At 70.2% G+C, this 13,627-nt stretch carries 13 protein-coding genes and 1 pseudogene; 3 read left to right on the forward strand and 11 right to left on the reverse strand.

Annotated elements, in window-relative coordinates; genetic code table 11:
* Positions 1 to 311 precede the first annotated feature (311 nt).
* A pseudogene (locus ACIBAF_RS31975) lies at positions 312 to 709 on the reverse strand (FtsX-like permease family protein); the annotation flags it as partial.
* A 74-nt stretch (positions 710 to 783) separates the two neighbouring features.
* Positions 784 to 1,698: a LysR family transcriptional regulator gene (locus ACIBAF_RS31980; protein WP_399467665.1), complete on the reverse strand. Its 915-nt coding sequence runs from the start codon at positions 1,696 to 1,698 to the stop codon at positions 784 to 786.
* Between the two features lie 380 nt (positions 1,699 to 2,078).
* Here ACIBAF_RS31980 and ACIBAF_RS31985 point away from each other — a divergent pair, with 380 nt between their 5' ends.
* Positions 2,079 to 2,591 (forward strand): FAD-dependent oxidoreductase, encoded by a 513-nt coding sequence (locus tag ACIBAF_RS31985; RefSeq protein WP_399467666.1) that lies wholly within the window; start codon positions 2,079 to 2,081, stop codon positions 2,589 to 2,591.
* A 3-nt stretch (positions 2,592 to 2,594) separates the two neighbouring features.
* Here ACIBAF_RS31985 and ACIBAF_RS31990 read toward each other — a convergent pair whose 3' ends face one another.
* The 8 genes from ACIBAF_RS31990 to ACIBAF_RS32025 form a co-directional block, all read right to left on the reverse strand.
* Positions 2,595 to 3,197: a recombinase family protein gene (locus ACIBAF_RS31990; RefSeq protein ID WP_399467668.1), complete on the reverse strand. Its 603-nt coding sequence runs from the start codon at positions 3,195 to 3,197 to the stop codon at positions 2,595 to 2,597.
* A 130-nt stretch (positions 3,198 to 3,327) separates the two neighbouring features.
* Positions 3,328 to 4,800 carry an MFS transporter gene (locus ACIBAF_RS31995; RefSeq protein WP_399467669.1) on the reverse strand — a complete coding sequence of 491 codons (1,473 nt, stop codon included), beginning with the start codon at positions 4,798 to 4,800 and terminating at the stop codon, positions 3,328 to 3,330.
* Positions 4,797 to 5,432, reverse strand: coding sequence for a TetR/AcrR family transcriptional regulator (locus ACIBAF_RS32000; protein WP_399467670.1), 636 nt, complete (start codon positions 5,430 to 5,432; stop codon positions 4,797 to 4,799). The genes ACIBAF_RS31995 and ACIBAF_RS32000 overlap by 4 nt, the downstream gene beginning before the upstream one ends.
* Positions 5,433 to 5,524: 92 nt before the next feature.
* Complete coding sequence (locus tag ACIBAF_RS32005) at positions 5,525 to 7,306, reverse strand: Tn3 family transposase (RefSeq protein WP_399467671.1); 1,782 nt, start codon at positions 7,304 to 7,306, stop codon at positions 5,525 to 5,527.
* Positions 7,303 to 8,496, reverse strand: a complete 1,194-nt coding sequence (locus ACIBAF_RS32010; protein WP_399467673.1) for a DUF4158 domain-containing protein — start codon at positions 8,494 to 8,496, stop codon at positions 7,303 to 7,305. Before ACIBAF_RS32010 ends, ACIBAF_RS32005 begins: the two co-directional genes overlap by 4 nt.
* Before the next feature lie 345 nt (positions 8,497 to 8,841).
* Positions 8,842 to 9,627, reverse strand: coding sequence for an SDR family NAD(P)-dependent oxidoreductase (locus tag ACIBAF_RS32015; protein WP_399467674.1), 786 nt, complete (start codon positions 9,625 to 9,627; stop codon positions 8,842 to 8,844).
* Between the two features lie 22 nt (positions 9,628 to 9,649).
* Positions 9,650 to 9,799, reverse strand: a complete 150-nt coding sequence (locus ACIBAF_RS32020; protein ID WP_399467675.1) for a hypothetical protein — start codon at positions 9,797 to 9,799, stop codon at positions 9,650 to 9,652.
* Between the two features lie 13 nt (positions 9,800 to 9,812).
* A complete protein-coding gene (locus tag ACIBAF_RS32025) occupies positions 9,813 to 9,998 on the reverse strand; it encodes a DinB family protein (RefSeq protein WP_399467676.1) in 186 nt (61 codons plus the stop codon).
* A 538-nt stretch (positions 9,999 to 10,536) separates the two neighbouring features.
* Here ACIBAF_RS32025 and ACIBAF_RS32030 point away from each other — a divergent pair.
* Positions 10,537 to 11,025 carry a roadblock/LC7 domain-containing protein gene (locus tag ACIBAF_RS32030; protein ID WP_399467677.1) on the forward strand — a complete coding sequence of 163 codons (489 nt, stop codon included), beginning with the start codon at positions 10,537 to 10,539 and terminating at the stop codon, positions 11,023 to 11,025.
* 33 nt (positions 11,026 to 11,058) lie between these two features.
* Here ACIBAF_RS32030 and ACIBAF_RS32035 read toward each other — a convergent pair whose 3' ends face one another.
* Positions 11,059 to 11,697, reverse strand: coding sequence for a hypothetical protein (locus ACIBAF_RS32035; RefSeq protein WP_399467748.1), 639 nt, complete (start codon positions 11,695 to 11,697; stop codon positions 11,059 to 11,061).
* A 206-nt stretch (positions 11,698 to 11,903) separates the two neighbouring features.
* On the opposite strand from ACIBAF_RS32035, the gene ACIBAF_RS32040 reads away from it, so the two are divergent.
* On the forward strand, positions 11,904 to 13,595 hold the full coding sequence (locus tag ACIBAF_RS32040; protein WP_399467678.1) for a serine/threonine-protein kinase: 1,692 nt from the start codon (positions 11,904 to 11,906) through the stop codon (positions 13,593 to 13,595).
* Positions 13,596 to 13,627: the final 32 nt, after the last annotated feature.

A 13,627-nucleotide genomic window follows, 5' to 3' on the forward strand; every position in this document is an offset into this window, starting at 1 on the left:
CTGGTGACCGTGATGAACGGAGTGAGATCGTCGCGAGAACCGGCCCTGCGATGCCGACCGGGCCTTCCAGCGCTCCGCGCAGGGCGCTGCGTGACCGACTGCGTCGCCGACACAAGTCGGCGCCCGCGCTGGGGCCGCCTCTCGGTCGTCGGTCAGCAGGACGGGGATGCCGAGCTGGGCGCCGCGCCCGGCGCCGACCAGCCCCGGTGAGGATGAACGTCGTCATACCGGCGGCGGCTTGAAGTTCCTGAGCACGGCATCGAACTCGTCCTCGGCGAACGGCAGGCGCGGCAGCCTGCGGGGCGTATGGCTCACTCCGCACGCAGGCCGTCCGGCCGCATCAGCCGCAGCAACGGTGGCAGGGCTGAGGACGGTCACCAGCAGGACGACGGCGGCACCGATGCCAGTCATTGACAGCGCGCTCGCCCAGTCCACGCCCACCGGCCTGTCCGTCATCTCAGCAGGACCGCGCCCAGTGTCAGCCCGACCGCCGTGGCCGGCGCGAGGCCGAGCCCGAGATCGGGATCGCCGTCCGCCACAGCACGGACAGGCGCAGTGTGCGGCGCCGGGTGCCGAAGGCGATCAGCGACGACAGCAGCTTGCGGCGCTTGCGCAGCTGCTCCAGCCGCGACACCAGCAGACTCGCGCCGATCAGCGCCAGCACGCAGGCGGCATCGAAGAACAGGCCGGTGCGGATGGAGCGGACGCGTGGTTCTGCATTGCGCGGTATCGACCCTGGTGGAGCGCTCGGACGCGGCTCAACGGATCGCCGTTCTCGGCCTGCTACGCCTCGACGCCCTGTCGAGGAGCGGGCTGGCGGCGGGCGGCCGCGAGGCTGTCGGCAAGGCGGAGCAGGTCCGGGCTCAGGGGCGAGTCGGCGTTCCAGACCGCTTCGAAGGAGATCTGTACCTCGCGTCCCTCGTCCATCAGCGGCCGGTGGGGCACATCGGGGGATGTGAGCTTGGAGCGGGGGACCAGGGCCGAGCCCAGGCCCAGCTTGGTCCAGTCCTCCAGGACCTGGTAGCTGGCGGCCTCTCCCGGATAGGTGCACAGCGGCATTGCGTGGGCCTGGAAGAGCTGTGTGGTGAAGGTGGTCAGGCCGCAGGTGTCCGGTACGAGGATGAACTGCTTCTTGCCGGCCTCTTCGAGTTCCAGCGGAGTCGCGTCCGCCGAATCGGGGCTGACGACGACGATCGGCTCGACGTCGATGACCCGGTGCTCGAAGCGCGGCATCGCGGTGACGGCCGGGATCAGGATGATGTCGAGCTGCCCGGCCAGCAGGCATTCGCGCAGGTCCTGCATGTTCGCCTCGCGCAGCACGAGGTCACGGGGCGCTGGAAGGTCCTGCACCTTGCCGAATGCCCGGGCCACGAGGTGGGAGCCGATCAGGGGTGAGACGCCCATGCGGATCTTCTGCTCGCCGGGTTCGGTCAGCCGTCTGGCCTCCGCCGTCACGGCGTCGAGGGCGACCAGGGCGCGCTCGATCAGGGGCAGGATCCGGGTCCCGAACTCCGTCTGGGTCACCCCGCGCGGCGACCGGTCGAACAACCTGTCGCCGAGCCGCTCCTCCAGCTTGGCGATGCCGTTGGACAGGGCTGGCTGGGTGACGCCGTACGCCCGTGCCGCGGCGCTGAACGACTTGGTCTCGGCGACCGCCTGCGCGTAGCGGAGCCCTTCCGGGTTCAGGCGATCACTCATAGCCATGTCTTATCGCTCCATTCACTGATGTCCCCTACCGGGCTGGTGTCCCCCTGCCTACGGTTGGGTCCCTGCGGATCCAACATAACAACCACCTATATGACCCGTCGTGCCGGGAAGGGGGAAGAGGAGCCATGTCAGACACCGCCGTGACCATGGCCGCGACGGCGTCGCCGAGGGCAAGTGGGCCCGGGCCCGGGTGTCCGTCACGGCGAGCGGCGCGTGCAACGCCGGCCTCGGGACGGGCGGCCGCGGCCACCGGGGCGGGCACGTCGCCGTGAGGCCGACTGCGCTCCGGCGCCCCCGCTTCCGCATCGTCGTGGACACGGCCGATATCGCGTGACCCCTCCCTCCCAGCCTTGAAAAAAAGGAAATCACCCATGTCCCACCAGGACAGCCACGACGTGATCGTGGTCGGCTCCGGCGCCTCCGGACTGGCCGCGGCCACCGCCCTGCACGCCGCCGGCCGCGACACGCTCTGCCTGGAGGCCCGCGACCGCACCGGCGGACGCCTGCTGTCCGCTCCCACCTCGCATCCCGAGCGGGCCCTCGATCTGGGAGCCACCTGGTACTGGGACGGAGAGGAGCGCGTACGGGCCCTGGCCGCTCGCAGCGGCATCAAGACCTTCGAACAGCACCTCGCCGGCGACACCCTGCTTCAGGAGACCACCGCCGTACGCCGCTTGCACGGCAACCTGGTCGACGCACCCTCTCGCCGCTTCGCCGCCGGAGCCCGGAGCGTCACCACCGCCCTCGCCGCCGCGCTGCCCGCCGAGTCCCTGCGGCTGAACACGCCCGTCACCGCCCTTCACCCGGACGGACAGGGCGGCCTCGCCGTACGTAGGCCCCGTAGTCCTACCTCGGACACCAGGGAGCAAGTGACCCGCTGGTAGCTTTCAGGACTTCGTCGCGGCGATCTTCTTAGGCTGGCGGGGCACGGTCTTGGTCTTGTCGAGGTGCCCGTAGACCGTGGAGCGGGGGACGTTGAACATGTCGGCGATCTGCTGGACGGTCTTCTCGCGGGCGTCGTAGAGCTGCTGGGCCAGTTCGGCCTGGTCCGGAGTCAGCTTGGGCCGGCGCCCGCCGACTCGGCCGCGGGCCCGCGCGGAGGCGAGCCCGTCGTTGGTGTTGGCCACGATCAGCTCGCGCTGGAGCTCGGCGAGCACCGACAGCATCCCGAACATGGCACGGCCCTCCATGGTGGAGGTGTCGATGCCCTGCTCGATGACATGCAGGCCGATGCCGCGCTCGCGCAGCTCGGCACCGAGAGTCACCAGGTGCAGGACGGAGCGGGAGATCCGGTCGAGCCGGGTGACCTTCAATGTGTCGCCCTCGCGCAGCAGCTGCATAACGAGGTCGAGCTTTGGCCTGGACGCCTTGGCGCCACTCGCGGTGTCGACGTGGATGCAGTCGCGGTCGACTCCGGACCGCAGCAGGGCGTCGATCTGGTGATCGGGATTCTGGTCGGCGGTGGAGACCCGCGCGTAGCCGATGAGCATGTGTCGGAATCTATCGGCAGGACCGTTCGTCGACGTTGATTTCCGACGCGGGTTTTCGACAGTGCCCACCTGCGGGTTCGTGATCACGGGGTGGAGTGTCGGCAGACGGTCGTTTGCCGACACTCGGGTGTCATGCGGACCCGTGGGTCGTCGGCGTCGCGGTGCGGGCTGTTGGTTCGATACGGCGGCTCTCGGGTGTGGGGATGGCGATGTTGCGCATGAGGAGGAGTGCCGCGAGGGCGAGCAGCCCGGCGATGGCTCCGCTCCAGGCGATGGTGGATCCGATCGCGGCAGCGGGCGTGGCGTGATAGCTCATCAGGGACTGGCCGCAAGCCAGGCCGAACGCGCCGCCGATCTGTTTGGTGAGGGCGGCGCCCGCGGTGGCGGTGCCCATGTCGGCGTGCGGGACGCAGTTCTGGGTCGCGATGGTGATGCCGCTCATCGCGGGGCCGGTGCCCAGTCCGGCGATCAGCAGCCATACGCAGGTCCACGCCGGCGGTGTCGCAGTGTCCAGGGTGAAGAAGGCGGCGGTGCCGAGGGTGAGCAGTCCGGCGCCGGCCAGGAGTGCGGGCTTTGCGTGTCCGCTGCGCAGGACGGCGGTGGCGGTGAGCCGGTTGCCCAGCGTCATGCCGATGAGCAGGGGGAGGAGTAGGAGGCCGGAGACGGTGGCCGAGTGGCCGCGGACGTACTGGAAGTACAGGGGAAGGAAGACTCCGACTGGCAGCGCGGCGACCTGGAAGAAGAACCCGGCGGCCAGCAGGGCGCTGTAGGTGCGGTGTTGGAACAGCCGCATGGGCAGGACGGGGACGGCCGCGCGCCGCTCGACGGGAACAAGCAGGGCGAGCAGAGCCAGGCCACCGAGCAAGCAGCCCGCGACGGTGGGATCGGTCCAGGACGGGGAGGTGGTATTGCCTTTGAGGCTGAGGCCGGTCAGCGCCAGGGAGAGACCGGCGGCGAGCAGTGCGATCCCCGCGACGTCGAGGCGGCCGGATGGTGCTGTGGCGGGACGGTGGTCGGGCAGGAACCGGGCAAGGACGGCCGAGGCGGCCAAGCCGATGGGGAGGTTGAGCCAGAACGCCCAGCGCCAGCCGGCGTGGTCGGCCAGCAGTCCGCCGATGATCGGGCCGCCCACCATGCCGAGCACCATCATCGTGGCCAGCACCGTCTGCATCCGGATCAGGCCCTGCGCCCGGGAGGGCGGGTAGAGGTCACGGATCAGGGCCATGCCGAGGGTGAGCAGGGCTCCGGCACCCAAGCCCTGCACGGCGCGGGCGGCGATCAGCACCGGCATGGAGCCGGCCAGGCCGCAGGCGAGCGAGCCGGCCAGGAAGACGGCGAGTCCGCCGAGCAGTAACCGGCGGCGGCCGTAAAGGTCGGAGAAGCGGCCGTAGAGCGGGACGCTGACCGAGGAGGTGAGCAGGTAGGCGGTGACGAGCCAGACGTACCAGGGACCGCCTGCGCCGATCTGCTCGACGATGCGCGGCAGCGCGGTGCCGACCACGGTGCCGTCCAGCATGGCCAGGAAGGCACAGCCGAGCAGGGCGAAGGTGATCGCCGTCCGGCGGCGGGGTGTGAGCGTGTCGTACGCGTCAGGTGTGGTCATCGGGCCTCCTCGGGCGTGGTGAGGGCGCCGTTCAGGAAGAGGTCCACCAGTTCTTGGGTGGTCAGCGGGTCCGGGGCACCGGGACGGCCCGCGGACATGAGCATGAGTTGGAAGGCGTCCGCGAGGCGTTCCGGCGCCAGCCGCAGGGCGTCCTGATCGGGTTCGAACAGGGCGGCCAGGGCCGCGCGCGGCGCAGCAAGGCCCGCCTCGCGGTCCGGGGAGCGGCGGTCCGTGCCGGATGGGGACGCGGCAGGGCGCTCCAGCCGCCCGGCCGGAGCGAGGGCTCCGGCGACGGCGCCCATGCGTGCCATGTAGCCGTGCATCACCTCGGCCGCCTCGGTGAGCCGTGCCGCCAGTGGCTGGTCCAGTGCGATCGACTCCAGGTGGGCGACGGTGTCATCGGGACGTACTGCCTCGGCCATGCAGGCCGCGAGCAGTGCGTCCTTGTCAGCGAAGGCCCGGAAGATCGTGCCCTCTCCGATGCCTGCGGCGCGGGCGATCTTCGCGGTGGACACGGAGGCGCCGTACTCGACCACGAGGGGAAGGGCCGCAGCGACGATCATCGCGCGGCGCTGGTCGGGTTTCATGGGCGCCGCACGGCGCCTGGAGGGAGTGGAAGAGGTCTCTGTCACGCCTCCCACTTTACGGAGTGAGTACTCACTCCGTCAATGTGTATGGCAAGTCGCCACGGCGCGGTAGGCGGCAGCAGCGCTCAGGGGCCGGTTCATCGCCTCTCTGGCAGTCGGTCGCCTGCGGCCTGCCGTGGGCGTGGCAGGGGCAGGGGCAGCAGGTCGAGTCGTTTGTCCATGTCGAGGCGGAAGGTTCCGTACGGGTTGATGTTCGACCAGAACAAGGCGGTCAGACCACGCCGGTCCTCATCGGTGAGCTTCTTCGCCCAGACCGGTTCGGCGAGGACCTGCTGGAGCAGCAGGGTGTTGATGTGGACGAGGCTCGACTGGAGCAGGTGCAGGGCGAGCATCGAGGTCTCGGCGTGCTCCTTGTCCGGGCCGGTCAGGGCGCCGTCCTTGCCGTAGTGCAGGACGGTGTTCGCGCTGTTCCAGTTCTCCACGACCTGGAGACCGCCGTGGATCTCGCGGCGGAGGCCGGGGCTGGCGAGGTAGTCGCAGGCGAAGATTGTGCGGACGGCGCGGCCGAGCTCTTCGAGCGCGGCGTAGGTGGGGTGCTTGGGGCCGCCGCGGGTGAAGCGCCGCAGCACCTGCTCGGCCTCCGCCGTGCCCAGGCGCAGAGCAGTGGCGTACTTGACCATCTGGTCATACTGCTGCTCGATCAGGTCCCACTTGATGGCCCGGGCCAGGGATGTGCCGAGTGCCGGCCAGCCGGGCGGGTTGTCGTCGGGGCGGTACAGACGGATGCTGCCGATGTTCTTCAGTCGGGGCAGCAGGCGGAAGTTGAGCAGCTCGGTGAAGGCGAACCCGACCACCGAGGCGCCGTGCGTGTCGACGTAGTTGGACTCGATCTCGGCGTCCGTACAGTGCCGCAGCAGGCCCTCGATCATCGCCGCGACCTCGGACGACGAACAGCTCTTGAGCTGCGAGTAGATGCAGACGTTCTTCCGCTCTACGTGCCAGTAGATCATCACGCCGTTACCGCCGTAGCGGGCGTGGTACTCGGTCATGAAGTTCGAGGACCAGGAGCCGAACTTCTTCGAGTCCGACGCGCACGCGTTTCCCCGGCCCCACCAGGTGGCATCGCGGGCGGCAAAGGTGGCGTTCACCAGCTTCGTCACGGCGGCCCGCAGGTTGTCGACGGTGATGAAGTGCTTACGTACGTGCCGCAGCGCGGCTTCGGTCTCGCCGTGCTCGCCGGTCGCCACGATGGCGCGGATGCCCATGTTGGTGCCCAGCGCGAACAGGGCGAGCAGCAGCCGGCGCTGGAGGGTGGTGCGGTCGATGCGCTCGTACGCGGCGACGGAGGCGAACTCGTCGGTGAAGCCGGTCGTGAAGTCGGCGTTCTTCAGCACGTCCAGGAGGTCGAGGACGCCCCAGCGGCGTACGACCTCCTCCTTCAAGGCCGCCAGGCCGGTGGGCTCGTCCAGCTTGTCCAACTTCGGCACGGTGATCCAGGGCTCGCCCTTGCGGGTGGTGACCTTCACCCCGCCCGCCGAGCCATCCGCGAGCGCGGCCGACAACCGGTCCAGACCATCCGTCATCCGCCGCTTCAGGCCGGTGACGAACTCGGCTGGGTCCTGGGGCTGACGGATTGCGGCGTAATGCACGGTGCGGGTGGCCTCGAAGTCGCCGGGCAGGTCGTCCTCCGGGTTGCGCCAGCGCAGCCCGCCCTCGATGTAGATCTCGCGGCGCCGGATCGCTTCCCGCAGCGCGACCAGGACGCACAGCTCGTACGGGATGCGCTCGACCTTGCCCTTTTCGTCCACGACGGCCTCGCGCCAGTCCTTGCGTACAACGCCGTCCATCGGCACCGCGTCGGCGGCGTCGTAGAAGCGTGTCTTGCCGTCAACCTCGGCGTACTTCTCCAGCAGCCTCATCGCGTCATCACCGGCCGGTAGGCGGTGTTATTGCACTTGAAGCCCAGCGTCTTCAGCAGCGGCGGCAGCATCTGCCGGTAGTACGAGCTGTACGAGGAGCGCAGGGTGGTGCGGACCTTGGCCTTGAAGACCTTCTCGTTCGCCTTCGCCTCGGCTACCAGGTCGGGCAGCGTCTTCTCCCCGACCACCGGGTACAGCGCGGTGCGCACTACCTCGTCCGGCTTGCCGATCGCCGCGTCGGCGAGCTTGAAGAGGATGCCCTCCTTGCCGCGGACCTTCTTCAGCTCCGCTGTCAGCTGCTTCTCCACCCGCCGCTCGGCACGCGCGTTGATCTTGTGGACCAGAGCCACCAATAGCTCCACCAGCGCATCCGTGATCTCTGCCTGACGGGAGGAGCACAGCGCCGCGAGCAGCGCGATCCGTACATCCTCTGCGGTGTCGCGGAAGTCCGAGGGATACATCTTGATCGCCCGCGCCCGCCACGCAGCCACCATCTTCTCCGAGCAGTCCGCGAACAGCCCCTCGGGAAGGCCGAGTTTGCGCACGTCGTTCAGCTTGGCAATCTCGGTCAGCAGCGAATCCAGACCGACCGCGCCTGGGTCGCGCTTGAGCACAGCCAGCAGGGACGTGCCGTCCTCGTTGTCCTCCGTCACAAGCGCCAGCAGACGGGCCGTGCCCACGTCTCCGAGGCGCTCGATGGTCCGCGCGCAGAATGCACGCTCCCACCGGTTGCGGGCCGCCACCAGCACCTTCTCCACACGAGTACGGCCGGGCGGCTCGATCCGCTCGACACGGCACTGCACCAGCAGGGCCTCCCGCTGTCGGTCCTCGACCAGCTCGACCGGACAGACCTCTGTCGCCATCCACTCCGTCAGCCATTTCTCGTCCGCCACTGTCGACGGCCGGAACCCCAGCGCCTCGCGGATCTGCTTCCGGTGCCGCTTTGCGCCCGCCAGGTCGTACTCCGCGAGCTCGACCGCTGGCACCTTGACCAGACCGGCGACGTACTCAACAGCGGGCTGAGCGAACTCCTCGATGAACTCCGGGAACCGGCCCTCGATCTCGAAGAACTTGAGCATCAGGCAGAAGCCGAGCCTGGTCGGGCCGGACTTGTTGGCCACCAGATCCCAGTCGCCATCCACCAACGTCCAGCACGCCACCACGTCTTCCGGTGACCACTCCTGTCGCACACCCGCCCCTTGCCGTCGAACCGTCGGTTCATCCGATCAGCCCAATGAAACCCCCGAGCAGCAGGAAACGGCAGATCCGAGCCTCGAAACCTACCGGCGGGTTACTTGCTCCCTGGTGTCCGAGCTAGGACTACAGGGCCGTACTGGCGGCGAAGATCCCGGGGCGATCGGTGCGCTGGTGGGTGTGGTCAGCGAGGTGATCGCGCCGACCCTGCAACGAACTCCGAAGCGCTGCGGGCGGGGTGCTCCTGCGCCCTGATGTCGGCGAGAGGGCGGTGGCTCGCCGAAGCATCGGAGGCAGGAGCGGCTACGGGGCCGCGACGGCTTGTTCGGCCTGGGCGTGGGTCAGTTGCGTCCGGCCATGACGCCGCCGTCGATGTCCCAGACGGCGCCGGTGACCCAGTCGGTCTGGTCGGACAGGAGGAAGGCGACGGTGGCCGCGATGTCGTCGGGGGTGCCGGTGCGGCCGATCGGGTGGAAGTCGTTGAAGCCGTCGAGGGCGGAGTCGACGTCCGACTTGGGGATGAACTCCTCGTAGATGGGGGTGCGTACGACGGCGGGGGCGACGGCGTTGACGCGGATGCCGTGCGAGGCGAGTTCCATCGCGAGGTGCTGGGTCAGGGAGTGGAGGCCGGCCTTGGCCATGGAGTACGCCGAGGAGGGGGTGGCGGCGATGGCCTGGTGGGCCCACATGGAGCCGATGTTGACGATCGAGCCCTTGGCGCCGCGGGCGATGATGTTGGCGGTGACGGTCTGGGTGAGGAAGAAGAAGGCGCGGTTGATGGCCTGGTAGCGGTCGTAGTCCTCGGGCGTGTGCTCGAGGAAGGTCTTGGGGGCGAAGACGCCGGCTGCGTTGACGAGGAGGGTGGCGTCGGCGTGGTCCTCGGTGAGGGTGATGCACAGGCGGTCGACGGCGGCGGGGTCGGCCAGGTCGGCGGCGAGGCCGACGGTCTTGCCGTGGACGGACAGGGCGGCGGCGGCCTCGTCGGCGGCGGCCTGGGTGCGGCCGGTGACGACGGCGGTGCCGCCGGCGTCCAGGACGTGGCGGGCGACGGCGTAGCCCATGCCGCTGGTGCCGCCGATGACGACGACCTTCTGGCCGGAGAAGTCGAGGGTGGTGGTGCTGGACATGCGGTGCTCCTGTGCGGGTTGGTCAGGCGTAGGGGTTGAGGACGATGTAGCCGACGCGGCTGAGCCGGTCGGACGCGGGATCGGGCGGCAGCGCCTGACCGAGGTTCTCGGCCTGCACCTCGCTGATCCACTGATCGTGCTGGTACTCATGGTTGATGAGTGCCGTCAGCAAGTGGGCGACGGTCTCACGGAACTCGGTGAGTCGCTCGACGGTGGGCGACGAGGGCCTGGTGGCCCAGGTGCCAGCCGATGGCGCTGGAGTCCTCGTGCGGGCGCCAGGTCACCTCGTCCGGGGTGAGGTCCCGCCACAGGTCGTCGGTGTAGGCGACGGCACGGTCGTACTCGCGCAGCAACGCGGTGAGGTCGTCCATCACTCAGAGGTCGTCCATCACTCAGACCACGTCGTAGACGCGCACCTCGGGCGCCGCCTTCAGCAGTGGGGGCTGCTTGTACTTCTCGTACACCTGAAGTGTGATCTGAAGATATGCCATGGTTATAGCTCGCTCGATCGGCAGGGATGGAGGCGTGCGGTAGATGCCGCAACGTGCCTGCCAAATTAGGCAGAGCTTGTGGTGCGCGGTAGGGGATCTCTTTGAATCGGGCTATAAGCGATGCGTATGGCTGCCGGTTCCGTAGGCGGATGTCGCTTGACGTCGAGGTACAGCACGAGGCTGGTCGTACGCCTAGGAACTGCTTCTGACCTGCAGTGATGCAGGTAGAGGACCTGGGGTCGAGGTCATCTCCGGACTGGGTGGAATTTTCCAAGGGAAAATGCCAAAGCCATCGCCTTCGGCGGCCACTTTCCGTAGCCTCAGGGTCACCCGAATTCACTTGAACTCACCTGAACCACCCCGCGCCGCACCGTACTTGATCCGCATCAGTCGACAACGCGCCGAAGGGACACCGGTCATGGCCGTCGAGGCCGAGGTTCTGAACGAACTGCATCGGCTGCGCAGCCGAATGCCGCAGCTGACGGGGTCGTTGGCGGCCAGCGTCGACGGCCTCGTCCTCGCCCAGGACATGCCGGGGGTGGAGCCGGAAGGGCTGGCCGCGCTCACCGCGGCGGCGCTCGGCGTGGGGCGCCGCATGGTCGACGTCGCGGCCCGCGGCGAGTTCCGCGAAATGATCGTCCGCGGCGCCGGTGGTTACCTCGCGACGTACGCCGCCGGGCCGTCCGCCATCCTGACGCTGCTCGCAGACGACCGCACCAACGTCGGCCGTCTGCATCTGGAGGGGCGGCGCAGCGGCGCACGCATCGCCGAACTCGTGGCGACCCGGTTCGGGGACGAGCGGCCCGCCGTCACGCGGGGTCAGCCGGGTCCGCCGCCGGCTGCCCGTGGCCGGATCCTCGGCGCCCTGCCGGTGCGCATTCCGCCGCAGTCCCGGCACCAGTCCTGAGGGAGGCCCACGGCCGGGTCACGCCCGGCCCGGTCACGCCGCGCCGCCCTCCGCTTCCGCACGTCCGCGCCGTCGGCCGGCACGCCGTTCCGGGCCGGGGCCGATGCCCGACGAGGGTGCGCTGAACCCGCCGGGGACGAGTCGCGGCGGCCCCACGGTCGGCGTCGTCGGACCGGACGGAGCGGGACGGCCGTGAGGCTCCCGACCCACGGCCGGACCTGTGCCCGAGCCTGTGCCCCGGCTCGTAGGGGTGTCCGTCCCCGCGTCGGGAACGCGCGGCGGGGGCGGAACCGCCCGGCTCAGCAGACGGGTGTGCGGCATCAACGCGGCGCACGCGGAGCAGACTTCGCTGAGCGTCCAGACCTGACCGACCGACGGGTCGTGCCGCAGGACGAGGACGACCGCGCCCGCGCAGCTGATCCGGGTGCCCTCGTGCAGCGCGCACCGCTGGCGGCGGCACGAGCAGGCCGCGTCGTGATGCACCGCCGCCGCTCGGGCATGCGCGGCCGCGTGGGCCTCGGCGAAGCGGCGCAGGGCCGTGATGTCACGGGAACGCGGCGGCATCGCGCACGCCGAGGAGCAGGTGACCGACGCGCTGCGGTCCCGGTGTCCGACCACGCGGATCGTCCAGGAGCGGCCCGGACGGCGGGCCGAGGGAGCGTCAGGGTGCATAAGAGCCAAAGCACATGTCCTTCGCGGGGGAGGGAACGGGCAGGGAAGGGTGACGGCGAGTGGGGGAGCGGTCCGGGGTGGCGGTTTCGGCTCGGACCGACGGAAGTGACCTCGTTCACAGCATGCCCGTGGCCCCGCGGACCATTCGCGGTGTGCCCCCTCCGGCCGACACACGGCCTGTCGGCGCATACCCCTAAGCTCCTGCCATGAGCACAGGGGAACCCCACAGACGTGTCGTGGACGGCCGCTTCGAACTGGTCGAGCGGCTCGGCGGCGGAGGCATGGGACTGGTGTGGCGGGCCCACGACCTGGCCCTGCAGCGGGACGTGGCCGTGAAGGAGGTCCGGCCCCCGGACCCGGACCTGGCCGAGTACGACCCCGAGGGCGCTCGCACGCTGCGCGAGCGCGTCCTGCGGGAGGCCCGCGCGCTGGCCCGCGTCCACCACCCCAACGTCGTCACCATCCACCACATCGTCGACGGCGGCGGGAACACCTACCCGTGGATCGTGATGGAGCTGGTCGAAGGGGGCTCCCTCCAGGACCGGCTCGGACGGGGCGTGATGCCCCCGGTCGAGGCTGCGCGCCTGGGCCGCGGGGTGCTGTCGGCGCTGCGCGCCGCGCACGCCGTCGGTATCGAGCACCGCGACGTGAAACCCGCCAACGTCCTGTTGCGCCCCGACGGGCGGCCTGTGCTCACCGACTTCGGGATCGCCGCGGTCCGGGAGTCCGCCGGCCTCACCGCCACCGGCGCCGTCATCGGCTCGCCCGACTTCATGGCGCCGGAACGGGTCAGCGGCAAGGAGGGCGGTCCCGCCGCCGACCTCTGGTCGCTGGCGATGCTGCTGTACGTCGCCGTGGAGGGGCGCCATCCGCTGCGCAGGGCGAGCACGCTCGCCACGCTCGCCGCCGTACTCGGTGAGGACGTGCCCGCGCCGCGCCGGGCCGGACCGCTGACCGGCGTCCTCACGGCGCTGCTCGTCCGGGACCCACAGGTCCGCCCCGACGCTGCGGAGGTCGACCGGATGCTCGCGGCCGTGGCCGGGGACGCCCCGGGACCGTCCGGGTGGGCTGCTCCACAGGCCCAGCACGCACAGCAGGACCGGCACGCACAGCAGGACCGGCCGGCCCTGCACGCCCAGCAGGCTCAGCCGACCTCCTACCCGCTCGCGCCGCCTGCCGCCGAACCCGCAGCCGTCGTCACGCTCACCCCGTCGCAGGTCGGCGTCCCGGCTCGGAGTCGCCGGGTCCGTGCCACGGCGGTCACCGGAACCGTCGTCGCCATGGCGTTGACGGGAGTTCTGGTGTGGGCGCTGCTTCCGCAGACGAAGAACGACGACATCGGCAGTGCGCCCGCATCCGGCCCGTCCTCGTCTCCGTCCCCGTCGCAGAGCGTCCGGCAGGCGTCCTCCGGCGGCTCGTCCGGCGCCGCCGCGGCGGGGACCGTCGACCTGCTCAACGGCGACGGGGTGAGGACGGCGGTGGCGAAGCTGACCGCGGCCATGGGCGGGACGAAGGTCACCAGCCTCGCCGTGTACGGGGAGTACGCGATCGCCGACGCCCCCGTCGCCGGCCACCCGAAGCTCTACGACCGGTACATCTACCGGGGCGGGGACGTGGCGGTGAAGGACGGTCCGGGCGGCACCGTCATGGGCGGCGCCGTCCCCGTCGACCTGGACCTCTACGACTGGGACGCGGTGCCCGCGCTGCTGGCCAGGGCCGGAAGGACGCTCGGCGTGCCCGAGCCCACGAGCCGCTACCTGTCGATCAATCCCGCCTCCACCGTCTTCCACACCGATCCGTCGATGAGCGTGTACCTCTCCGACGACTACGGCAGCGCCTACCTCCGGGCCGACGTAAAGGGCCGGGTGATCGAGACCCACCCGCGCGACGACGGCTGACCGCGGCGGTCCGGGCGGCGGTCCGGCGGGCC

It is taken from the genome of Streptomyces sp. NPDC051677, assembly GCF_044453465.1.
Lineage (GTDB): Bacteria > Actinomycetota > Actinomycetes > Streptomycetales > Streptomycetaceae > Streptomyces.